Annotated in this window: 17 protein-coding genes and 3 pseudogenes; 17 read left to right on the forward strand and 3 right to left on the reverse strand. The window is 70.1% G+C overall.

The window, feature by feature from the left end:
- Positions 1 to 69: 69 nt before the first annotated feature.
- Both fxsT and IEY86_RS32575 read right to left on the reverse strand, forming a co-directional pair.
- Entirely contained in the window at positions 70 to 2,943 is a 2,874-nt protein-coding gene (gene fxsT, locus IEY86_RS32570; RefSeq protein ID WP_189135514.1) for an FxSxx-COOH system tetratricopeptide repeat protein, read from the reverse strand.
- Positions 2,944 to 3,780 (reverse strand): TIM barrel protein, encoded by an 837-nt coding sequence (locus tag IEY86_RS32575; protein WP_189135515.1) that lies wholly within the window; start codon positions 3,778 to 3,780, stop codon positions 2,944 to 2,946.
- Between the two features lie 516 nt (positions 3,781 to 4,296).
- Between IEY86_RS32575 and IEY86_RS32580 the strand changes: the two genes are divergently transcribed.
- The 15 genes and pseudogenes from IEY86_RS32580 (at position 4,297) to IEY86_RS32650 (ending at position 19,092) form a co-directional block, all read left to right on the forward strand.
- Entirely contained in the window at positions 4,297 to 5,367 is a 1,071-nt protein-coding gene (locus IEY86_RS32580) for an RDD family protein (protein WP_189135516.1), read from the forward strand.
- Positions 5,364 to 5,714 carry a transcriptional regulator gene (locus IEY86_RS32585; protein ID WP_189135517.1) on the forward strand — a complete coding sequence of 117 codons (351 nt, stop codon included), beginning with the start codon at positions 5,364 to 5,366 and terminating at the stop codon, positions 5,712 to 5,714. Before IEY86_RS32580 ends, IEY86_RS32585 begins: the two co-directional genes overlap by 4 nt.
- Before the next feature lie 140 nt (positions 5,715 to 5,854).
- The gene (locus tag IEY86_RS32590) at positions 5,855 to 5,998 is read left to right on the forward strand and encodes a hypothetical protein (protein WP_189135518.1); all 144 of its coding nucleotides are present in this window, start codon (positions 5,855 to 5,857) and stop codon (positions 5,996 to 5,998) included.
- Between the two features lie 131 nt (positions 5,999 to 6,129).
- On the forward strand, positions 6,130 to 7,350 hold the full coding sequence (locus tag IEY86_RS32595) for a PAS domain S-box protein (protein ID WP_189135519.1): 1,221 nt from the start codon (positions 6,130 to 6,132) through the stop codon (positions 7,348 to 7,350).
- Positions 7,351 to 7,370: 20 nt separating this feature from the next.
- On the forward strand, positions 7,371 to 7,733 hold the full coding sequence (locus tag IEY86_RS32600; protein WP_189135530.1) for an STAS domain-containing protein: 363 nt from the start codon (positions 7,371 to 7,373) through the stop codon (positions 7,731 to 7,733).
- Positions 7,730 to 8,158 carry an ATP-binding protein gene (locus IEY86_RS32605; protein WP_189135520.1) on the forward strand — a complete coding sequence of 143 codons (429 nt, stop codon included), beginning with the start codon at positions 7,730 to 7,732 and terminating at the stop codon, positions 8,156 to 8,158. Before IEY86_RS32600 ends, IEY86_RS32605 begins: the two co-directional genes overlap by 4 nt.
- Before the next feature lie 18 nt (positions 8,159 to 8,176).
- Complete coding sequence (locus IEY86_RS32610) at positions 8,177 to 9,223, forward strand: SpoIIE family protein phosphatase (RefSeq protein ID WP_189135521.1); 1,047 nt, start codon at positions 8,177 to 8,179, stop codon at positions 9,221 to 9,223.
- 38 nt (positions 9,224 to 9,261) lie between these two features.
- Complete coding sequence (locus IEY86_RS32615; protein ID WP_189135522.1) at positions 9,262 to 10,443, forward strand: PAS domain-containing sensor histidine kinase; 1,182 nt, start codon at positions 9,262 to 9,264, stop codon at positions 10,441 to 10,443.
- Between the two features lie 459 nt (positions 10,444 to 10,902).
- Positions 10,903 to 12,117: a nitrate/nitrite transporter gene (locus IEY86_RS32620; protein ID WP_189135523.1), complete on the forward strand. Its 1,215-nt coding sequence runs from the start codon at positions 10,903 to 10,905 to the stop codon at positions 12,115 to 12,117.
- A 211-nt stretch (positions 12,118 to 12,328) separates the two neighbouring features.
- Positions 12,329 to 12,406: pseudogene (locus IEY86_RS38640) on the forward strand (hypothetical protein); the annotation flags it as partial.
- A 59-nt stretch (positions 12,407 to 12,465) separates the two neighbouring features.
- A complete protein-coding gene (locus tag IEY86_RS32630; protein WP_229698971.1) occupies positions 12,466 to 13,914 on the forward strand; it encodes a 4Fe-4S dicluster domain-containing protein in 1,449 nt (482 codons plus the stop codon).
- Between the two features lie 410 nt (positions 13,915 to 14,324).
- Positions 14,325 to 15,881, forward strand: a complete 1,557-nt coding sequence (locus IEY86_RS32635; protein ID WP_265806032.1) for an amino acid permease — start codon at positions 14,325 to 14,327, stop codon at positions 15,879 to 15,881.
- Positions 15,882 to 15,916: 35 nt separating this feature from the next.
- Complete coding sequence (locus tag IEY86_RS32640) at positions 15,917 to 17,131, forward strand: arginine deiminase (protein WP_189135524.1); 1,215 nt, start codon at positions 15,917 to 15,919, stop codon at positions 17,129 to 17,131.
- A 31-nt stretch (positions 17,132 to 17,162) separates the two neighbouring features.
- Positions 17,163 to 18,164: an ornithine carbamoyltransferase gene (argF, locus tag IEY86_RS32645; protein ID WP_189135525.1), complete on the forward strand. Its 1,002-nt coding sequence runs from the start codon at positions 17,163 to 17,165 to the stop codon at positions 18,162 to 18,164.
- A gap of 4 nt (positions 18,165 to 18,168) precedes the next feature.
- Positions 18,169 to 19,092 (forward strand): carbamate kinase, encoded by a 924-nt coding sequence (locus IEY86_RS32650; RefSeq protein ID WP_189135526.1) that lies wholly within the window; start codon positions 18,169 to 18,171, stop codon positions 19,090 to 19,092.
- A 20-nt stretch (positions 19,093 to 19,112) separates the two neighbouring features.
- On the opposite strand, the gene IEY86_RS32655 is transcribed toward IEY86_RS32650, so the two are convergent.
- Positions 19,113 to 19,577 (reverse strand): class III lanthionine synthetase LanKC N-terminal domain-containing protein, encoded by a 465-nt coding sequence (locus IEY86_RS32655; protein ID WP_189135527.1) that lies wholly within the window; start codon positions 19,575 to 19,577, stop codon positions 19,113 to 19,115.
- 420 nt (positions 19,578 to 19,997) lie between these two features.
- On the opposite strand from IEY86_RS32655, the pseudogene IEY86_RS32660 reads away from it, so the two are divergent.
- Positions 19,998 to 21,215: pseudogene (locus IEY86_RS32660) on the forward strand (glycoside hydrolase family 64 protein); the annotation flags it as partial.
- A gap of 126 nt (positions 21,216 to 21,341) precedes the next feature.
- Positions 21,342 to 21,476, forward strand: a pseudogene (locus tag IEY86_RS38325) (carbohydrate-binding protein); the annotation flags it as partial.
- Positions 21,477 to 22,675 lie beyond the last annotated feature (1,199 nt).

The following is a 22,675-nucleotide window of genomic DNA, read 5'->3' on the forward strand; positions in this document are numbered from 1 at the left end:
CGCGGACCTTCCGCCCAGGAGCCCTGGGCGCAGCCGCCAAACGGTAAAGATGTCGCCCGCGGCTCCGCTTCACGGGCAAGGACTGTATCCGCCTCCGCGGCGCCGCTCGAGCGCGGCGAGGGCGCGGGAAGTCGCGAGCGGGGCGTCCGCGGCGCTGCGGATGACTTCTTGAGCGCTTTTCGACGCCTGCGTGTCCGGATGGTCCTCGCCCAGGACGTCCCGTCGACGCTTGAGCGTGGAGCTCAGGAGGGAGCGCGCCGCGGTGTGCTGTCCTGCGCACCACGTCGCGAGAGCGACGTTTCCGGACGAAGCGAGGGTGTCCGGGTGGTCGGGGCCGAGAATCCGCCGGCGTTGCGACAGCACCTCGTTCATGAGGGCGAACGCCCTGTCACGTGCCCCTGAACGGAAGAGGTCGACCGCGTAGTCGCCGGCGGAGCCGAGAGTGTCCGGGTGTGATTCGCCCAGGATTCTTCGACGCTGTTCCAGAGTCTGCTCCGCGAGTGCCAACGCCGCCTCAGTCTCACCGGCGTGGATGAGGTCGTTGGTCGCATTGCTCATGGAGGTCAAAGTGTCGGGGTGATCGGGACCAAGGACGCGCCGCCGCCGGTCAAGGGTGTCCTCGTTCATCCAGCGGGCGGCGGCGTGTTCGCCGAGGTGGAACAGGTCGTTGGCGAGGTTCCCGGCCGAACTGAGTGTGTCCTGGTGGTTCTCGCCCAACAGGCGCCTGCGCCTTTCCAGAGTGTCCTCGTCGCGAGCGCGGGCCCCGGTGTAGTCACCGGTGAGGAAGAGGCAGATCCCCATCTTGCTCGAAGACGTCAGCGTGTCGGGGTGATCGGGGCCGAGGATCCGCGTACGTCGGGCCAGGGTGTCCTCGTTGAGAGCCGATGCAGCCCGGAACTCGCCCGCGTGCACCAGGTCGGTGACAAGGTTGCTCGCCGATCGGAAGGTCTCCTGGTGATCCTCGCCGAGGATGCGCCGCCGTCGCGCCAGAACCTCCTCGTTGAGGGCGCGTGCGGCCGCGTATTCGCCGACGTTGAAGGAGTCGGTGGCCAGATTGGTGGCGCACATCATGGTGTCGGGGTGGTCATCACCGAGCACTCGGCGATAGCGCGCCAGTGTTTCCTCGCGCATGACCCTGGCAGCCGCGTAGTCGCCCAGCCAGTGCAGGTCGTTCGCCCATAGGTGCAGAGCCCACAGGGCATCGACGTCATCGGGACCGTGGCGGGTGACCAGGACGTCATGGGCTCGGGTCACCAGGTCCAGCGACGACTGGACGTCACCGCGCCGTGCGATGAACTCGGCCGAGTCCAGGAACAACGCACGCGCCTGCCGGTCCCGGCTGACGATGAGATCGAGGCTGCGCACGTGCGGCAGCAGCGCGCTGTACTGGGCCCAGTTCTCCGGGTTTCGCGGCAGGCCGGGTCTGCAGGCGGCCACGAGGCGCTGGGCGATCGCGGTCCGCTCCGCTTGCTCGCCTTCGTCCATTCGGTCACGCACGATGAGCCGGCCCAAGCGGTGCAGTTGCATCATTCGGGGCTCGACCTGGGCCAGCCCGTACCGCCGGATCCTTCTGACCGCCTGGTAGAACTGCAGCTCGTCGCCGATGACTCCCGCGCCGTGCTCGGCACCGGCCGCGAGCAGGTCGAGCGGGATTGGCTCGGGGGCCAGGGCCGCGGCCGTCTGCAGCAGGCCCAGCGCCGTCGGGTCTTCTTGGCGCAGGCGGTCCATGGCCAGTGCCCAACTGGCGGCGAGTGAGGCGGGACAGTCCTCGGGCGCGCCATCGGCGAGGACCGACGCCGACTGCTTGCGCAGTAGCTCAAGGTACTTCTCGACGGGCATGCCGGTTTCCGCGATGGTGCTGGCGGCCTGGGCCAGGGCCAGTGGCAGATGGTCCAGGTAGTCGGCGAGGGTACGGGCCGACCGGGTGTCCAGTTGCGGCAGCCGCCGTCGCAACAGTTCCAACGACTCGTTGACATGCAGGGCGTCGACCTTGACGAGTTCGCCGTATCCCTCCCAACCCGGATCGCGGGAAGTGATCACCACATGGCCATGACCGCTCGGCGGGACAAGACAGGCCGCGAGGCCGCGGTCGGTCACATTGTCGAGGATCAGGAGCCAGCGACGGCGCTGGGCGAGGGCCGCCACTACACGTTGGGCCGGGCTCTGTGAGTCTGTCCTGGGGACCACGCCAAGCCGGTCGCCCAGCACAGCGAGGCGTTCATTCGCCGTCACCGCGTTCTCCGCGGGAACCCACCATACGATGTCGTAGTCCTCGATTCGCTGGTACGCGTACTCGGTGATGAGTTGCGACTTGCCCACCCCGCCAGTGCCGTGCACGACCACGACACTGGGTGTGCGGACCGGGACCGGTCGGCTGAGCCGCTCCCCCAATTCCCTGAGGCTTTCGCTCCGCCCGATGAAGTGCCTGCTCCTGATGGGCAGCTCCCAGATCTCGGGCAGCTCCCGGGGGAAGACAGCGGCCGCTTTTCCCATGTCGAGCGCGCAGACGCGGCCGTTGGGAGACGCCGACGGTGCCCCGCCGACCGCGGCGGCCAGCCGTTTCGTCGCGGTGTCCTCGTCCGTGTCGGCCACATCCACATAGGCGATCGGGCGCAGGAGCGGTGGCAGGGCGCACTGCTTGACGCGGATCCCGACCAGCTTCTTCATGTGCAGCGCTGACGTCCACTCGTACTCGCACCAGCGTGAGCGGAAGTACTCTTCCGAATAGATCGCGACAACCGTCCGGGCGTGCGACAGTTGTGTGTTGATCCAGGCGACGAAGTTCCCGCCCGGGCGGGAGTCCCACTCCTGGATCCGCACCTTGTGGCCCAAGGATTCCAGGCTTTGCGCAACCCAGGAGGCCCACTCCAGGTCGAGCGCCGTGTAGGAGACGAAGACATCGCAGTGCTCTGAAGAAGTATCTGAAGAAGTATCGGTTTTCACTCACGCCTCTTCGGTTCTTTTCCACGCGGTGCGCAGTACTTCGACGCCCGCTCCAGCGCTTTCGCCCCGTGTCTCGAAGGCAATGACTCCACGCCAGTTGACACGGTGGACGGCCTGGAGCAAATCCGCCACCACGAGGGTGCCGTGGTCGAGCCCCAGGTGGTCGTCGGCGCTGCCGTCGTTGTTGCTGAGCGACAGCGCCGCGATGGACGGTGCGAATTCCCGAAGGGCCGGCAGAGCCATTGACTGGTTGACATTCGCGTGCCCGACATCCAGGATGAAGCGCGTCGTCGGGATCCGGGCGAGCACCTGCGCGTACTCCTCACGTCTGGTGAAGACGTACGTGAAGGGCCGGAAGCGAGGATAGTGCGACAGGTTCTCCAACCACAGCTCGGTGCCAAGCGAGGTGGCATCGGCCTGGGCCACTTCAAGTGTGCTGATGAACCGGGCCAAGGTGGCTTCTCGTCCGCTCCTGGTCGGCCGCGGCTCTACGTAAGCGCCGCCATGGATGATGACGGCAGGCGCATTCAGGTCGGCCGCGAGCCGCAACTCGGTCCTCAGATAGCCCAGTGCGGCGTTGCGCAGCTCGGTGATCTCTGTGGCGTAGGGCACCCGGAAATTGCCGTGGATGATCGGCGTCAGCCCGAGTGTGCGAGCTCGTGCCGCAAGGCCCCTGCGCCGGGCGCGCGGCCATTGATCGGGTAACTCGGAGGGTAAGCTCATATCGATGTACCAGTGCGTGCACCCCTCGGCATACGCGGCGTCCAACCCTTCCTCGGCGGCGAGGTAGCGTTGAACCGCTATTCCCGAGACGAAGGGCAGTCCTGAATGCATCATTCCCCCTCGCTGAAGCACTCATCCGCGCAGCCAATCCCTTGCGGGCAGCTTAGTACCGCGTCTGCGCTCATGGGCAGACTTTGACGCAGCGGCCCACGCGGGTTGTCCGCGCTCGGCATTCTCCGCCGCCGGCCCCACTGGGCCTTTTCCAACCCGCGCTGCCGGATGGGCGGTTGGCCTGACGGTCAGTGAAGCAGGCCCACCGTGGTTCTCGTCCACGGTCGCCTTCGCCGACGCCTCCGGCCGGACCGGTGCGGTCAAGCGCCCGCAGCTCGAGGGCTACCCGGTCAAGGCCCCGGGCCGTCCCCCTCCAGGTTCGGCCGCCGGAGCGCCGCCCTGCTGCGCACCTGGCCGCCCGCGCGGGCAGCAGCGCATCGATCAGCGACTCCCGCCCATTGCCGCCGCTCCCCCTGTTCCGTATAGTCCTCTGCGTAATAGAGTTCTTGCCAATAGGGAGTGTCCATGGAGCCAGATGCAGCATTGCCATGCGGCACGGGCCGCCCGGAGGTAGCCGGATTGGGTGCCCGAAGCGGCGCCGCCGTGCTGGATGCGCTCGTCGCCTACGCGATCGTGCTGGTCTGCGGGTGGACCTGGATGTTCGCTAAGAATCCCCCGGTCACCTCGTCCTACCAGGCCGTTCCGGGCTATGTCAGCGCGACGGTCCTGATTGCGGTCTGGCTCTACCTCACCGGCACGACGGCCGGCGGTGGGACGCTGGGCATGCGGGTGGCCGGACTCCGCGTCCGCCACGCCGACAACGCCTCCCCGCCGGGCCTGGCCAGGGCAGCGGTCCGCTCCCTCGTCCTGGTCGCCGCCGTCTGGCTGCTTTCAGGGGTCCACTCGACGCTTGTCGTGGCGTACTTCCTGCTGATGCTGTTCATCCCCGGCCACCGCCTGCCACACGACCTGGCCGCGGCCACCACTGTGGTGCGCGTGGCAACCACAGCCGAGCCTCAAGCGGTCCCCCGAGCCGTGGCGGCCCGGCCGAACCTCGACCCCACCCGGGCCCGGGCCATCCTGACAGATCTCGAGAACCTGCGGCAGCGTTCCGCAGGGGACCTGCACCGCGCGTCGGTACCGTTGATCGTCCTTGGCCTGATCGAACTGGCCGGAGCGGGCGCCGACCTGCGGCAATTCGGCGACCTGTTCGTTCTTCCCTGGCTGTACTGGGTGGTCGCCGGGCCCGTCGGCCTCGCCGTCACAGCGTGGTGGTATCGCCGGTTCCGACGGCGTGACGGTGCCGGGCCGGGTGAGCGCGACATCGTCGTCATCGCCGTCCTGGTCGGCTGCGCGGCAGTCGTCTGCGCGTTCCTCCCGCTCGGCGGGGCGATAACCGCTGCCGGTTTCCTCGCCGTGGGGCTCGTCCGGCACAGCCGGGTCCTGACCGCTGCCGCAGCCGTATCGGGCATTGTCATCGGGTTGGAACAGCCGTTCCACGCGCTGTCGACCGGTCTGACCAACGCGTATCCGCACGTGCCGGCGGCCCACCTGCTCGATCAGCACGGGACCACCGTCGTCCTCGCGGTACTGGGCATGGGCCTGCTCGTCGCCGGCAGCCTCACGTTGCGCCGGGAGCTGAGTGCATGAGTGACGGACATGCGGAGCAGCCGCATCCTTCCGTCGGTCTCGACGACGTCGTGCACCACCGTGCCCGGCTCGGGATCCTGACCGTGCTCGGCCAGGTACGGAAGGCGACATTCTCCTACCTCAAGTCGCAGCTCCGGCTCACCGACGGCAACCTCGGCCGACACCTCGAGGTGCTGGCCGCCGAGGAACTCGTCACTCTCATCAAGGGGTACGAGGGCCGGCGGCCCCGGACCTGGGTCGAGATCACCGATGCCGGCGATGCGGCGCTGGCCGCCGAAATCGCCACCCTCAAGCAACTCGTGAGCCGATTCGAGCAACACGGCGCCTTACCTCGGCAAGACCGTTGATCCCCTCGGGCGGCGCCTGCGGGGGCGGGGGCTCGCCACCCGCCACCGCCGGGACCACAGCTCCCGGCGGTGGTGTTCCCCACCGTCCACTGCCTGCTGGGCATCTCCCGCCACCCCAGCACCCGGCAGCCCCGGCCCGGATGCTGGTCCGCGCGTTCGGGAACATCCTCGGCGTCATCGCCTATGTGACGCACGGTCGGGACGCCGACCGACGAGTGCGGCCTCCCGCACCCGAGGCCGACGGAATCAACCGGACCATCCTCGTCTGCGGTGTGCGGCCCTGATCCGTGCGGTGTTCCGGGCGGACCGATCTCCTGTGCTGAGGCCGGGTAGCATCGACCGAGCCGGGGATCACGGGCGCCACCAGCCACGGTTCCCGGCTTGGGGATGGACAAAACGAAGGGCGGGGCCGGGCATGACGACGCCACCGGGAGGCGGCCGGGATCCGCAGGCGCTCCTGCAGGATCTCGAGACGATGCTCAACGCGGTCACCGACCAGGCGATCGTCAAGCTGGGGCCGCACGGCGAGGTGGTCCGCTGGAGCCGCGGCGCCGAAGCGACGACCGGCTACGGGGAGAGCGAGGCCGTCGGGCGGTCGGTGTCGGTCCTGCACACCGAGGAGGACCGAACCGCCGCCCTGATGGAGCAGGAACTGGAATCGGCCCGCCGGAACGGACGGCGGGAGTTCCAGGGCTGGCGCGTCCGCAAGGGCGGGGAGCGGTTCCTCGCCCACATCACCCTGACACCTGTACGTGCCGAGGACGGCGCGGTGACCGGCTTCGTCAAGGTCTTCGGAGACGTCACCGAGAGCGCGCGGGCCGAGTCGCTGTTCCACGGCCTGCTGGAATCCGCCCCCGACGCCATGGTCATCGTGGGACAGGACGCGCGGATCGTCCTGGTCAACCGGCAGGCGGAGGCCCTGTTCGGCTTCGAACGCGCCGAACTGGTCGGCCGCGAGATCGAGGTCCTGGTGCCGCCGCGGTTCCGCGACCGCCACGTCGGCCACCGCTCCGGCTTCCTCGCCGACCCCCGGCTGCGGCCGATGGGAGCGGGGCTGGAGCTGTCCGGGATGCGCCGGGACGGCACCGAGTTCCCCGTCGAGATCAGCCTGAGCCCCCTGGAAACGGTCGACGGCACGCTGGTGGCCGCGGCGATCCGGGACGTCACCGAGCGCCGGGAGACCGAACAGCGGCTGCTGCGGCAGCGTGACGAGATCCTGGAACTGTCCACACCGGTCATCCAGGTGTGGGACAAGGTGCTCGCGCTGCCCATCATCGGCACCCTGGACACGCTGCGGGCGACCCGGCTGACCGAGGGCCTTCTGGAGAAGATCGCCCGGACCCAGGCCGAGGTCGCCATCCTGGACATCAGCGGTGTGCCCACCATCGACACCCAGGTCGCCCAGCACCTGCTGAAGACGGTCCAGGCCGCCGCGCTGATGGGGACGGTGAGCATCATGAGCGGGGTACGGCCGGAGACCGCCCAGTCCATGGTCCATCTGGGCATCGACATGGGGCGCCTGCGCTCCCGCAACACCCTGCAGGAGGCGCTGCAGCTCGCCTTGGCGGTGCTCGCCGAGCGCGCCGGGACCGCGGCCACCGCCGCCCGGCCTCTGATGTCGGGGGACTCGCGGTGACCGACGACGTGGTTGCGGTCATGAAGATCGGTGACACGCTGCTGGTGGCGCTGCAGGGCGACCTGGACGACACCACGGTGATCCAGATCGAGGAGCAGCTCACCCGGGAGGTCGCCCGCACCGGCGCGTCGGGGATGCTGATCGACGTCAGCCGGCTCAGCGTGGTCGACTCGTTCATCGCCCGCGTCCTGGCCCGGATCGTGGCCATGGTCCGGCTGCTGGGGGCGCAGGCGGCCGTGGTCGGGATCCAGCCGGCCGTCGCCATCACCCTGGTGGAACTCGGCGTGCAGATGGGGCACTTGGACACCGCGCTCAACGCCGAGCAGGGCCTGGCCCTGCTGGAGCGGCTGCGCCGCAACGACACCGGCACGGACCGGCCGTGACCACCGGTGCCGCGACAGCCCGGCAACCGTCCGTCTTCGACATCGTCGACGAATCCGACCTGATACGGGTGCGCAAGGTGCTGCGTTCCGAGGCCGAGTCGGTGCGGCTCAACCTCGTGGACGCGACGAAGCTGATCACGGCGGGCAGCGAACTGGCCCGCAACATCCTCTACTACGCCACCGGCCACCGTGGCCGCATCAGCGTCGAACAGGTCTGCCGGCAGGGCCGACGGGGGGTGCGGGCCACGTTCGCCGACGACGGCCCCGGCATCGCCGACATCGCGGCGGCGCTGACCGACGGCTTCTCCACCCGGGGCAGCCTCGGGCTGGGCCTGCCCGGGGCGCGGCGGCTGGTGGACGACATGACCCTCACCTCCGCCGCCGGGTCGGGCACGACCGTGGTGATCGTGAAGTGGCAGCGGTGACGGCGCGGTGAAGAGGGGGTGGCGGCGCTGAGCGAGGGTGAACACCGCCGCCATGCGATCGGGGTCGAGGAGGACGTCGGCGCCCTGCGCCGGGCCGTGGCCAGACTGGCCGCCGGACAGCACGCGCTGCGCGAGGGCGTGGCCGAGCTGGTCGCCACCGAACTGGGCACCAATCTGCTCCGCCACGCCCACCCGGGCGGGTACGTGCTGGCCCGGAAGGCCGGCGACGGGATCGAGCTGGTCTCCGTCGACCACGGCCCCGGCATGACCGCCGCGGCATTCGCCCCGCCGCACGCAACGGGCTCGCCCGCCGTGCAGCCCCCCTACCGCGGGGGCGGGCTCGGGGCAGGGCTGAACGTCGTCCGCCGCAACGCCGCCGAGTTCGACTGGTACTCCACCCGGAACGGCACGGTCGTCTACGCCCGGCTCGGCTCCCCCGCCCCGGACGTGCACGCGGGGTGGCGTTTCGGCGCCGTCAACATCCCCCTCGGCGGCGACGGCGAGTCTGGGGACGCCTGGGCCGTCGCCCCCGGCCCGCGGACGGCCGCCTTGGTCGTCGACGGCCTCGGCCACGGCCCGGGCGCCGCCGTCGCGGCCCGCGCCGCGATCACCAGCTTCGAGCACGCCCAGGTCACCGACCTCGGCCGGCTCCTCCAGAACACCCACGAGGCGATGCGCGGCACCCGAGGCGGCGTCCTGGGCGCCTGCCTGATCGACCCCGACCGCGGCGAGCTCGCGTACGCGGCGGTCGGCAACATCACCGGACGGGTCGTCACCGGACGGGCCGTCACCGGCACCCGGTCCTTCCACCTGCTGGACCGCCCCGGCACCCTGGGCACCCACCTCCCCGTACCTTCCCCTCGACTGCAGCACTGCCCATGGGAGCCCGGGGCGACGCTCGTCCTGGTCTCCGACGGGATCCATTCCGGCTGGAGCCCGGAAGACCACCCGCGCCTGCTGGAGCACCATCCGTCGGTGATCGCCGCCGTACTCCACCGCGAGTACGGCCGGCCCACCGACGACGCCACGGTGCTCGTGGTCCGCCAGGTCACCCACATGGCATGATGAGCCGGTTCCCGTCATCAGGCGAAGGGCGGTCAGACATGGGGGACGTACGCACTCCCCGGACCGCTGACAGCACGGGCGACATGGCCGAGCGCCTGGCCGAACTGGAGCGCCGCGCGCGGCTGGCGGACGAGCTGAGCCAGGAGCTGGAGGACACCAACCGCGGCCTGATCGCCCTGCACACCGAGCTGGAGGCCCTCCGGGCGGCGGAGTCCCGGCTCGCGGCCATCGTGGCCTCGTCCGACGACGCCATGATCGCGGTGAGTCCCGCCCTCCTCGTCCAGACCTGGAACCCGGGCGCCCAGCGGCTGTTCGGCCACACCGAGCAGCACATTCTCGGCCAGCCGGTCGACACCCTCATGCCCGAGGCGGCCTCCGGCGTCTTCCGGGCAGTGGTGGAGCAGATCCGCTCCCACGGGCACGCCGACTCCTACCAGAGCCGCTGGCTGCGCACCGACGGCACGGAAGTCGACGTGGCCGTGACCGTCTCCCCGATGCGCGACGCCGACGGCGACCTGATCGGCTTCTCCACGGCCGCGCGGGACATCACCCACCAGCTCGCCGCGCAGGCCGAGCTGGCCGCCGCGCGTGCCGACCGCGAGGTGATGGCCGAGCGCGACCGCATCGCCCGCGACCTGCACGACATGGTCATCCAGCGGGTCTTCGGCGCCGGCCTCGCACTGCAGAGCATCACCGCCCGCATCACCCAGCCGGACACCGCCTCCCGCGTCCACAAGGTGATCGGCGAACTCGACGCCACCATCCGGGAGTTGCGCGGCACCATCACCAACCTCAACCAGCCCGCCCAGAAGGCGGCCAGCCTCCGCGCTCAGGTCCTCGACGAGACCAGCGCCGCACAGGACCGGCTCGGCTTCGCCCCCACGGTCGAGTTCGACGGCACCGTGGATGCCGCCCTGCCCGACGCGATGGCCGCCCACCTGCTCGCCGCGCTGCGCGAGGCCCTGTCCAACATCGCCCGCCACGCCCACGCCTCCGCCGCGCGGGTCGCCGTCCACGCCGGAGACGAACTGCTCCTGGAGGTCAGCGACAACGGCCGCGGCATCGACCCGTCCGTCACCCGCAGCAGCGGGCTGACCAACCTGCGCCGCCGCGCGGAGAAACTCGACGGCACGTTCGAGGTGACCCGCCGCCCCGAGGGCGGCACCCGCCTGCGCTGGCGCATCCCCCTCACCACCGGGGGCCCGGCCCACACCCGCTGACTTCGCCTCTGCCGACCGCCGCCGCGCGGGCCGAGCGCCGACTTGGACGTCCCCGGCATCATGCGGACCCGGCGCCTGCCGCGCCCGACCCAGGCGGCCGAGGCCCGCAACACGCTCCATCCGGCCCGCGGCGCCGAGGCGCGCACCTGGATCACCCTCTTGGGCACGGACGCCGCCTACGGCATTCCCATCACCGCCCTGGGCCCTCGGCATGCGTCCGGACGGATACCGATGCGGGACTCCACCGGCGCACTGCCCACGCGCCGTGTCCGGGGTTCGAGGGGCGACAGCAGGATCCCAGCGCGAGGACCCTCCGCCCGGCGGAAGGGACCCTTGGCCCATGGCGCCCGGGCGTCCGGATGCGGACAGTGGCTGAAAGAGCGCCGGTCGCAGACGAGGAGCCTGGGTTCGCGTGCGATCCCAAGGCCGCGGCACCAGCATGAGAGAAGGACGGACAGCATGGACCAGCCGTCGAGCACGACGAGCGACAGCTCACCGGCGTCGGGGGCGCCCGAGGCCGGCCGGGCGTGGCTGATGCTGGCCTTGGCCACGATCGGTTTCGCCGTGAACTTCTGGGCGTGGGCGCTGCTCAGCCCGCTCGGCCCGCGCTTCAAGGACAGCCTGGACCTGAGTTCCTTCCAGCAGTCGCTGCTGGTGGCGGTCCCGGTGGTGGTCGGCTCGCTGGGCCGGATCCCGGTGGGCACGCTGACCGACCGGTACGGCGGCCGGGTGATGTTCCCGATCGTGTCCGCGGCCACCATCGTTCCCGTGCTCTACCTCGGCCTGGCCGGCCACTCCTCACTCGCCGCCCTGCTGGTCGGCGGGTTCTTCCTCGGCATCGGCGGCACCGCCTTCGCCGTCGGCGTGCCGCTCGTCAACGCCTGGTTCCCGCCAGAGCGGAGGGGTCTTGCCATCGGGGTCTTCGGCGCCGGCATGGGCGGCACCGCGATCAGCGCCCTGAGCACCGTGAAGCTGGTCGACGCGCACAGCATGTCGACACCGTTCCTGATCACCGCCGCCGTGCTGGCCGTGTACGCCGTGAGCGCCGCACTGCTACTGCGTGACGCACCCGGCCGCACCGTGCCGACCGAGCCGCTGGCCCGCCGCCTTGCCTCCACCGTCCGGCTGGGCATCACCTGGCAGGCGTCCGCGTTGTACGCGGTGGCGTTCGGCGGGTATGTGGCGTTCTCCGTCTACCTTCCCACCTACCTCAAGACCGGCTACGGGCTGACGCAGGCGGATGCCGCGAACCGGATGGCCGGCTTCGTGCTCCTCGCGGTGGCGATGCGGCCGACCGGGGGCTGGCTGTCGGACCGCATCGGCCCCGTCCGGGTGCTGGCCGGCTCGCTGTCCGTGGTCGTGGCCGGGGCGCTCGTGCAGTCGTTCACCCCGTCCCTGGCGCCGGTGGGCACCATCGCCTTCCTGGCCATGGCCGCCGCACTCGGCGCGGGCAGCGGCGCGACGTTCGCCCTGGTGACCCTGCTCTCCCCGGCGAACCAGGTCGGCTCGGTCACCGGCGTGGTCGGCGCCGCGGGCGGCCTGGGCGGCTTCCTGCCGCCGCTGGTGATGGGCTCGCTGTACGGCGCCTCCGGGTCGTACGCGGTCGGCCTCGCTTCGACCGCAACCCCTTCACCTGGCGGACGAGGCCGACACCGCGGGCCGCCCGGTCGGTGAGCACGTGGTGGAGGAGCTGAAGCAGGGCGGTTGCGGTTCGCGGGCGAGGACCCGGACGCGCCCGAGAACTTCCCACGCGTCCTGAACGTGTGGCGGGCGAACCTGCTGGGATCCTCGGCCAAGGGCAACGAGTACTTCCTCAAGCACCTCCTGGGCACCGACCACGCTGTGCGAGGCGATCCTGGCCCTGTCCGGCACCACCAACGGCCACCTGGCCACCCAGGGTTTCCATGCCCTGGAGGCCCGCACGGGCACACAGCTCGCGGACCTGGCCGCGGAGCACGAGGGCAAGCGGATCACCTTCGCCGACACCCAGGCCGCCCCGGTGCCGGTCATCACCTCCCCTGAATGTCCCGTTCGGAGACCGGCGGGCGCCGCTACTCCCCGTTCACCGTCAACGTCGAGCGTCTCAAGCCCTGGCACACCCTCACCGGCCGTCAGCACTTCTACCTCGACCACGACTGGATGACCGCGCTCGGCGAGCAACTGCCCGTCTACCGGCCCCCGTTGAACATGAACGCCCTCTTCGACGAGCTGCGGATCGGCGAGACGGGCGAACTCCTCCTCAACGAGGTCTCCGAGAAGATCAAGTTCGAGTTCGAGCAGACCTTCATGTTCTACCTGCCGCGGATCTGCGAACACTGCCTCAACCCGTCCTGCGCGGCCTCCTGCCCCTCCGGCGCCATCTACAAGAGGGAGGAGGACGGCATCGTCCTGGTCGACCAGGACCGCTGCCGGGGCTGGCGGATGTGCGTGACCGGATGCCCGTACAAGAAGGTGTACTTCAACCACCGCACCGGCAAGGCCGAGAAGTGCACCTTCTGCTTCCCCCGCGTCGAGGTCGGCCTGCCCACCGTCTGCTCCGAGACCTGCGTGGGCCGGCTGCGCTACATCGGCCTCGTCCTCTACGACGCCGACAAGGTCCTGGAAGCCGCCTCCACGCCCGACGACAAGGACCTGTACGAGGCCCAGCGGAAGGTCTTCCTCGACCCGGCCGACCCGCAGGTGACGGCCGAGGCCGAGCGCGCAGGCATCCCGCGGGACTGGATCGAGGCCGCCCAACGCTCACCGATCCACGCCCTGATCAACACCTACAAGGTGGCCCTGCCTCTGCACCCGGAATACCGGACGATGCCGATGGTCTGGTACATCCCGCCGCTGTCCCCGGTGGTCGACGCCGTCCGCGACACCGGCGAGGACGCCGAGGACCACCACAACCTGTTCACCGCCGTCGACGCCCTGCGCATCCCCGTCGACTACCTCGCCCAGCTGTTCACCGCCGGCGACCCGGCCCCGGTGGACGCGGTCCTGCACCGCCTGGCCGCCATGCGCGCGTACATGCGCGACATCAACCTCGGCCGCGAGCCCGACGCCGCCATCCCCAAGGCGGTCGGCATGGGCGAGGAGCAGATGTACGACATGTACCGGCTGCTGGCCCTGGCCAAGTACGACGAGCGGTACGTCATCCCGCCCGCCCACGCCGAACAGGCCCACCAGCTCGACGAGTTGGCCACCGAATGCAGCCTGGACCACGAGGGCGGCCCCGGTATGGGCGGTTCGGGCCCCTTCGGCGAGACCTCCGGCGGCGCCGCGCCGATCGCGGTGGAGAACTTCCACGCCCTGCGCGAGCGGCAGACCTGCGACACACCGGCCACGCCCAGCGGCAAGGCCGGCCGGGTCAACCTCCTGAATTGGGACGGCAAGGGCTCCCCGCCGGGCCTGTTTCCGCACAAACCGTCCGGCACGGGAAGCGCCGCCGACGACGTCGGCGGCGGGGAGAGCGAGCCGAAGCCATGAAAAGGAGAACCACGCGCACCGCCCGCACCCAGTCCTTGCACTCCCACGCCTGGCAGGTGCAGTCCCTGCTGCTCGCCATCGCGGGCCTCCTACGACGGGGTCGGGCAGCCGGCTGGGCCTGGTGCGCCGCACATGGACGCCACGGCCGTCACCGGGCCGATGGTCACCGGCCCACGGTCCGCCCGGACTTGAACCGCGGCCCTGCAACGGCGGACGCCCCACGGGTGCGCGTCGGACGCGTTCGGGTGCCGACAGGGCGAGGCAGGGCCGGACGGTCACCCATTGCCCGGGACCATCGGGCCTGGTGAGGGACGTGTGGCCGCTGACTGCGGGTGCGGCGGCGCATGAGGATCGATCTCGGATCAGGCGGATCTCAGTGGTCCGCGGCAACCGCATCAAGGAGCGCAGTCATGTCCAGTCCCACACGGAGCGGTTCACGACCGGCTCCCCCGGCGGCACTCGGCCTCCCCGCCGCGTCCGCCCTCGTGATCGGCAGCATCATCGGCACCGGCGTCTTCGCCCTGCCCTCCGCCCTCGCCCCCTTCGGGCCGATCTCGCTCGTGGCCTTCGTCGTCGTCACGCTGGGCGCGCTCGCGCTGGCCATGACCTTCGGGTCCCTGTCGAAGCGGACCCCGGCCAGCGGCGGGCCCTACGTCTACGCCCGTGAGGCTTTCGGCGAGTTCGCCGGGTTCCTCAACGCGTGGTCGTACTGGATCACCGCCTGGGCCGGAAACGCGGCGATCGTGGTCGCGTGGGTCGGCTACGTCGAGGTGTTCGTCAACACCGGCCACCACAAGTGGATGTCCGTGCTCCTCGCGCTGGTCGGGCTGTGGATTCCCGCCGCGATCAACTTCACCGGAGTCCGCAACATGGGCGCCTTCCAGGTGATCACGACCGTGCTGAAGTTCGTCCCGCTGGTCTTCATGGCCACCGTCGGCCTGCTGTTCATCGACGCCCGCAACTTCGGCTCCTTCAACTCCAGTGGCCAGTCCGCGCTCGGCGCGATCTCGGCCGCCGCGGCCATCGCCCTGTTCAGCTACCTCGGCCTGGAGGCCGCCTCCGTGGTCGCCGGCCGGGTCCGGGAGCCCGGCCGCAACGTGCCGCGCGCCACCGTCTACGGCACGCTCGCCTGCGCCGTCATCTACATCCTGGGCACCCTCGCGGTCTTCGGCACCGTCTCGCACAGCAAGCTCGGCTCCTCCACCGCGCCCTTCACCGACGCCGCGAACAACATCTTCGGCGGCAGCTGGGCCGGTGACATCGTCGCCGTCGCCGCGATCATCTCCGGCATCGGCGCCCTCAACGGCTGGACCATGCTGTGCGCCGAGATGCCGTACGCGGCCGCCCGCGACGGCCTCTTCCCGAGCGCGTTCGCGAGGCTGCGCGGCGAGGGCGGCGTCCCGGCCTTCGGCATCGTCGCCTCGACCGTGCTGGCCTCCCTGATCACCGTGTTCAGCTACACCCGCTTCGACGACGTCTTCACGAAGATCGTGCTGCTGAGCGTGCTCACCGCGGTGATCCCGTACCTGTTCTCCGCCGCCGCCCAGCTGTACTGGCTGCTGGTCCGCGGCCGCGAGACGCTCTCCGCCCGCCGCCTGGCCCGAGACGTCACCGTGTCGGCTCTGGCGATGGCGTTCTCGTACTGGTCGATCCAGGGCAGCGGCTACCAGACCGTCTACTACGGCCTGTTCGTTCTGCTCCTGGGCATGCCGGTCTACGTCTGGCTCAAGCACGGCCAGGGCGTGTACGGCGAGACGGCCGCCGGCCAGTCCACCGCTGCGTCCGCCGTGGAGTCCGCCGTGGAGTGCGCGGTCGTCCCGCAGGCGCCCGCCGTCCCGGCCCCGTCCGCCGAACCTCCGACCCGCGCGCCGGAGACCCAGGTCGCCACCGAGCGCGCCACCCGTCGCAGCCGGACCGGACCGGTCGTCGACCTCCGGTCGATCACCCGACGCCGCCACCACAACTGATCCACCCGCCCCACCGCACAAGGGACTTCACCACCATGACCGCATTCCACGTCGACTCCGAGGCCGGCCGCCTGCGCCAGGTGATCCTGCACCGGCCCGGACTCGAACTCTCCCGCCTCACCCCGCGCAACGTCGACGCCCTGCTCTTCGACGACATCCTGTGGGCCAAGCGGGCCCGCGAGGAGCACGACGCCTTCGCCCAGGTCCTGCGCGACCACGGCGCCCGCGTGCACTACTTCACCGACCTGCTCGCCCAGACCCTTGACGTCCCCGATGCCCGCGACTGGCTGCTGGACCGGGTGGTCACCCCGGCCACCGTCGGCCCCGCCCTGATGGACCCGGTGCGCGCGCTGTGCGCCGACCTGGACAGTGAGACCCTCGCCGGCTACCTCATCGGCGGCCTCCTCAAGAGCGACCTGCCGCTCGCCACCCCGCACAGCCTGGTCTGGAAGGCGCTGCAGCCGGACGACTTCGCGCTCGCCCCGCTGCCCAACCACCTCTTCCCGCGCGACAACTCCTGCTGGATCTACGACCGGTTGTCGGTCAACCCGATGGCCAAGCCCGCCCGCAGACGCGAGAGCCTGCACGCCGAGGCCATCTACCGCTTCCACCCGATGTTCGCCGACGTCGCCCCGCAGCCGATCCTCGACGGCGCGGTGGGCACCCTGGAGGGCGGCGACGTCCACGTGCTCGGCAACGGCGCCGTCATGGTCGGCATGGGCGAGCGCACCACCGCGCAGGCCGTGGAGAACCTCGCCGCCCGGCTGTTCGCGGGCGGTACGGCGACCCGGCTGATCGCCGTCCAACTCCCCGCCGCACGCGCCTATATGCACCTCGACACCGTGCTCACCATGGTCGACCGTGACGCCTTCGTCATCTACCCCGGCCTCGCCGACTCCCTTCGCTCATGGACGCTGACGCCCAGCGGCGAACGCGAGACCGGCTTCGACGTCGCCCCCGACTCGGATCTGGCGACCGCGCTGGCCCAGGCCCTCGACCTGGACAAAGTCCGGATGCTGTCCGCGCCGCAGGACATCCGCAACGCCGAGCGCGAGCAGTGGGACGACGGCAGCAACTTCCTCGCCCTCGCCCCCGGCGTGGTCGTCGGCTACGAGCGCAACGTCACCACCAACACCTTCCTGCGCAAGCAGGGCATCGAGATCGTCACCATCGCCGGCGCCGAACTCGGCCGCGGCCGGGGCGGCCCACGCTGCATGAGCTGCCCCGTCGAACGCGACCCGGCCGTCTGACCGAGCCTGAAACCCAGCAAAGGGGACCATCGTGACCATCGACCTGCGAGGCCGCTCCTACCTGAGCGAACTCGACTTCACCGCCCCCGAGATCCACCACCTCCTCGATCTCGCCACCGACCTCAAGAAGGCCAAGCACGCCGGCACCGAACAGCCCCGCCTCACCGGCAAGAACCTCGCACTGATCTTCGAGAAGACCTCCACCCGCACCCGCTGCGCCTTCGAGGTCGCCGCCGCCGACCAGGGCGCACACACCACCTACCTCGGCCCCGGCGACACCCACATCGGCGCCAAGGAATCCATCGCCGACACGGCGCGCGTTCTCGGCCGCATGTTCGACGCCATCGAGTACCGCGGCTCCGCCCAGTCCCTCGTCACCGACCTCGCGGCCCACTCCGGCATCCCCGTCTACAACGGCCTCACCGACACCGCACACCCGACCCAGAGCCTGTGCGACGTCCTCACCATGCGAGAACACAGCCCCAAGCCGCTGCCGGACATCGCCTACTGCTACCTCGGCGACGCCCGCAACAACATGGGCAACTCGCTGCTGTCCATGGGCGCCCTGCTCGGCATGGACGTACGCATCGCCGCGCCCGAGGCGCTGTGGCCGGACCCCGGGCTGGTCACGACGTGCCGTGAGCTGGCCGAACGCAGCGGAGCCCGGATCACCCTCAGCGAGGACGCCGAGACCGCCGTACGAGGAGCGGACTTCCTGCACACCGACGTCTGGGTCTCCATGGGCGAACCCGCCGAGACCTGGGGAGAGCGCATCGACCTGCTGCTGCCCTACCAGGTGGACGCCAAGGCCCTCGCTGCCACCGGCAACCCGGATGTGAAGTTCATGCACTGCCTGCCCGCCTTCCACGACCGCCGCACACGCCTCGGCCAGGAGCTGCTGCGCAACTACGGGCTGGACGCACTCGAGGTCACCGACGAGGTCTTCTCCTCGCCCGCCTCGATCGTCTTCGACCAGGCGGAGAACCGGCTGCACACCATCAAGGCCGTGCTCGTCGCCACCCTGGAGGACTGAAGTCATGCGCATCGTCATCGCCCTCGGCGGCAACGCCCTGCTCCACCGGGGCGAACGCCCCGACGCCGATATCCAGGAGGCGAACATCGACCGGGTGGCGCCCGCACTCGCCGCCCTCGCCCAGGAACACGAGGTCGTCGTCACCCACGGCAACGGCCCCCAGATCGGCCTGCTGGCCATGGAGAGCTCCGCCGACCCCGCCCTCACCGCCCCCTATCCGCTGGACCTGCTCGGCGCCCAGACCGAGGGCATGATCGGCTCCCTGCTGGCCCGCACCCTGCACAACGCCCTGCCCGGACGCCGGATCGCCGCACTGGTCACCCACACCCTTGTCAACGCCGACGACACCGCCTTCGGGCGCCCTACGAAGTTCGTCGGCCAGGTGTACTCCCGCAAGACCGCCGAGGCGCTCGCCCGCAGGCTCGGCTGGCACATCGCCGAGGACGGCACGGGATGGCGCCGCGTCGTCCCCTCGCCGACACCCGAGCGAATCCTGGAGACGGACACCATCCACGAGCTTCTGGCCAGCGGCACGCTGGTCGTCTGCGCCGGCGGCGGAGGCGTCCCCGTCACCGCGGACAACGACACCGGTGCGCTGACCGGCGTGGAAGCGGTCGTCGACAAGGACCTCACCGCGGCCCTGCTCGCCGAGGACCTCAAGGCCGACTTCCTGCTCATCCTCACCGACGTCCCGTGCGTCTACGACGGCTACGGCACCCCCGACCCGAAGCCCGTCCTCGACGCCACCCCCGCCGACCTGCGCCGCGGCGGCTTCCCCGAAGGCTCCATGGGCCCCAAGACGGAAGCCGCCGCCCGGTTCGTCGAACGCACCGGAGCCCTGGCCGCCATCGGCGCCCTGGATGCGGCATACGAGATCGTCCACGGGAAGGCGGGAACCCTGGTGCGCCCCGATCTGGCCGTCGGCTGACACGCCTCGGACCGCGCGATTCAGCCGGCGCTCCCTGGGACGGGCGACACCCGCACCCGTCTTGCGGTCGGCGGCGCGACAGACGCCGCCACGCGCCGAGTGCCTGATCGCCCCGTGAACGGCATACCTGTCATGCAGGAGAACGTGCCCCGGCGCCTTCGGGGCTCCCCCGCCGCCGGGTCCGCGGTTCCAGGCAGCGGGAACCGCGTCCAGTACGGGGGACAGGACCACGGTTTGCGCGGGTCCTCGACCAGGGTGCCGTCGGGTGCTCGGAGCCTGAGCCGGTGGGCGCCGCCGTTGCCGAAGTACGGCACTTCGTCGAAGGCACCGTCGCGGTAGTGGACGAGGCTCCCCCGGCGGTGGGGCCGGTCGGAGAGGATCGCCGGACCGGGCAGCCCCGCGGTCGCCCGGTCGAGTGCCTCGGCGAGTTCCCGGAAGTGGTCGTCGCCGCGCGGAACGCCGACCTTGCGGTAGACCCGGGCCACATGGCTCCCCCCTGTGCGCGGACGGATTCCAGCGCTCGGTGCGGATCGCCGCCGCTGAGCGCGGCGTGGGCGAGGGTGGACCGGGCAAGAGACGCCCACCAGCTGTCGCTTGTGCCGGCGGCTGCCGCGCGCCCGAGCCCCATTCCCTCCGAACCGGCGCCGATGCGGCTCGAAGTCATTGCACTCCGAAACCCCTCAGTGGAGAACTTCATGCTCTCCCTGAAGCGCATATGGTCATATCTCCAGATGGAGTGGGATTTCTTGCTTCCAAGACTTGTAGGAGACGACGATTTTGGAAGCGCTCTCAGCCAAAAGTCTTGACGTCATCCATGTGCATGACCACAGTGACGCCATCGAATGTCGGCCACATTCAGGTTGTGGGCGATCGCTCGACTCCCCCACTGCCTTGGAGGTCTTTCGATGGTGTCCCGTCGCGCGTTCCTCACCGCCTCGGGTGCGGCTGTGCTGTCCACCCCCGTGCTGGTCGGCCTGCTCAACTCGCGTGCCTCCGCCGGGCCCGCGACGTGCGAGCTCGCCCTGGAGAACACCAGCATCCCAGGCACGGTGAATGCCTACGTCACCGGCAGAGAGGTCGGCACCGACCGCGTGATGCTTCTGCGTGCGGACGGCAGCAAGTACTACCCCCCGTCGCCGTCGCAGACCCACACCCCACTGGGGGTGAACTGTGCGATCCCGCTGAACGCGGCCGGCGCCGGCCCGAAGGTGCTGACACTGCCGCAGATGTACGGGGCACGCGTCTACTTCGTCCGTGACGACACCCTGGACTTCTTCATCAACCCTGGACCGGCTCTCGTCGAACCCGGATTCGCCACCTCGACGGACCCGAACTACAACAAGATCTGGTCCTTCTGCGAGTTCACGTTCAACAGCACGCAGCTCTACTCCAACGTGTCGTACGTCGACTTGGTGACCGCGCTGCCGATCGGCCTCAAGCTGACGGGGAGCGCGACGCACACCGTGCAGCCCATGTCGGAAGGGGCACTCGCCGGGATCGCGAGCGGTCTGTCCGCCCAGGCGGCGCAGGACGGGCAGCCCTGGGACCAGTTGGTGGTCAAGAACAGCGCAGGCACGCTGATCCGAGCCATCTCCCCGCAGAATCTGATGGCGCCGTACTTCGGCCAGCCCGATCAGATGCCCTTCCGCTCGTACTGGAACGCTTACATCGACAAGGTCTGGACGAAGTACAGCAGCACCGACCTCCGCGTGGACCTGCAAGGCGGCCGCGGCGTGTACACCGGACGCGTCACCGGTGGGCTGCTCACCTTCAATGACGGGTCCACCTTCGCCAAGCCCGCCTCGAAGGACATCTTCACCTGCGACCACGGACCCTTCGCCAACAACCCAGGTGACTCCGACATCAGGAAGGGACTGCTCGCACGGGTGGCGGCGGCGTTCAACCGCAGCACCCTGCTCACCTTCACCAACCAGCCGAACGGACCCACCGCCGCGGACTCCTACAAGGACGCCACGACCAACCACTGGGCGCGAATCGTCCATGCCAACTCCCCCATCGGTTACGCCTTCCCGTACGACGACGTGACCGGTGACGGCCAGCCCGACGTCTCGGGCGCGGCGATCGACCCGAACCCCACCCGCTTCACCGTCAGCGTCGGCAACTCCGGCAGTGGAGGAGGAGGCGGCACCAGCGGCGGCACGAACGGCGGGACCACGGGCGGCACGACGGGCGGCACGAACGGCGGGACCACCGGCGGCGGAGGCACCTGCGGACCGGCCTGGAGCGCCAGCGCCTCCTACACGCCGGGAGACGTGGTCTCCTACAACGGCCACACCTACACCTCCACGTGGTACTCCACCGGTGCCGTGCCCGGCGACCCGAGCTCGTGGGCCTCGTGGACAGACGGCGGCACCTGCGGCTGATCCCTCCACAAGCCCGCACTACCACCGCAGGTATGTCCGCTACCGAGGGCGACCCGGCTCCGTCGACGACGCCGACCGGGTCGCCCTCGACCGGCTTTGACGCCGGCAAGCGCGGCGGGCTCGGCAGAAGTGGGAATGGTTGTGCTCGGATGCCGTCAAGGACTCCAATCAATGCGTCCGCCGGCAGCGCCCAGCAGTCGGGCCAAGTGCGGTTTCTTGGTGGACCGCGGTGGTTCCCGGTCCGCCTCGGCAGACTTCGTTCACCGCAGGGCCGTCCAGATCCTGGGGCGTTGGAGCCGGCGGCTGAACGAGATGCGCGTAGGCGTTCTCGTGGTAGACCTGTTCTGCCAGAGCCCGCGCGAAGGAGGCGAGGCCGTCGTCAGCCTCCGTTAATGCGTGGGCTGCCAGCGGTCTTGCGAGCTGGGGCCACTCAGTCAGCATGACAGCGCGCAGAGCCGCTGCTCGCACCGGCGGCTCGGGCGCGAAGAGGGCCGACGTCACGGCATCCGCGACCTCGGGGCAGTAGCGATCCGGGGCTGACGCGGCAGCGGCCGTGAGGACCAGTGCCCTCGCTTCCCCTTTCGTCGCCCGCAACAGACCGAGAGCCTCTGAGACGGTGAAGCAGCGGAACTCCCGGAGCACCATAGCCTCTGCCTCGGCCATCGCACGCTGACGCACCTCCGGTTCGTCCGCGCTCACTTCGGCGAATGACACAGAAACGGTGTCCCCTGGGGAGAATCCGATGATCGCGCCGTCAAGGCTGTGCCACACGAGTGTGGAACCACGCCACTCGTGATTCTCGTGGCCCGCATACCACCAGCCCTCGCTGGACGCGAAGTCTGCGAAAACTCTGGTGTCCAGAGGGTCCCTGAAGGCGATTCTCCGCCACCGCCACCAGCTACCCGCCATGATTACCCCCAACGGACATGATGACGTCCCGATCGAGTGCCACCTTGGACCGTCACGCCGGCACCGATGGGCTCAGGCGCGTGGGCAGACCTATCTCACACCAGATCCGTTTGCCTTCCCTGAGAGGATCCTGGCCCCATCGGTCTGCAAGTGTCTCCACCAGGCCCAGACCTCGCGCGTGCTCGTCATGCCCGACAGTTTTTCGCCGTGGGACTGTAAATCGTTCGGTGTAACTCCCGATCGTGGAAGATGCATCGATGACCAGTGAGAACGTGTCCGAGTCCGAGACC

Origin of the sequence: Wenjunlia tyrosinilytica (genome assembly GCF_014646055.1) — a bacterium.
In the GTDB taxonomy this organism is placed as follows: domain Bacteria; phylum Actinomycetota; class Actinomycetes; order Streptomycetales; family Streptomycetaceae; genus Wenjunlia; species Wenjunlia tyrosinilytica.

Coding starts and splice junctions, on each gene's coding strand:
- IEY86_RS32575 (WP_189135515.1), bottom strand. CDS start 3,780: ATGATGCATTCAGGACTGCCCTTCGTCTCGGGAATAGCGGTTCAACGC.
- IEY86_RS32585 (WP_189135517.1), top strand. CDS start 5,364: ATGAGTGACGGACATGCGGAGCAGCCGCATCCTTCCGTCGGTCTCGAC.
- IEY86_RS32590 (WP_189135518.1), top strand. CDS start 5,855: ATGCTGGTCCGCGCGTTCGGGAACATCCTCGGCGTCATCGCCTATGTG.
- IEY86_RS32595 (WP_189135519.1), top strand. CDS start 6,130: ATGACGACGCCACCGGGAGGCGGCCGGGATCCGCAGGCGCTCCTGCAG.
- IEY86_RS32600 (WP_189135530.1), top strand. CDS start 7,371: ATGAAGATCGGTGACACGCTGCTGGTGGCGCTGCAGGGCGACCTGGAC.
- IEY86_RS32615 (WP_189135522.1), top strand. CDS start 9,262: ATGGGGGACGTACGCACTCCCCGGACCGCTGACAGCACGGGCGACATG.
- IEY86_RS32620 (WP_189135523.1), top strand. CDS start 10,903: ATGGACCAGCCGTCGAGCACGACGAGCGACAGCTCACCGGCGTCGGGG.
- IEY86_RS32630 (WP_229698971.1), top strand. CDS start 12,466: ATGTCCCGTTCGGAGACCGGCGGGCGCCGCTACTCCCCGTTCACCGTC.
- IEY86_RS32635 (WP_265806032.1), top strand. CDS start 14,325: ATGTCCAGTCCCACACGGAGCGGTTCACGACCGGCTCCCCCGGCGGCA.
- IEY86_RS32640 (WP_189135524.1), top strand. CDS start 15,917: ATGACCGCATTCCACGTCGACTCCGAGGCCGGCCGCCTGCGCCAGGTG.
- IEY86_RS32650 (WP_189135526.1), top strand. CDS start 18,169: ATGCGCATCGTCATCGCCCTCGGCGGCAACGCCCTGCTCCACCGGGGC.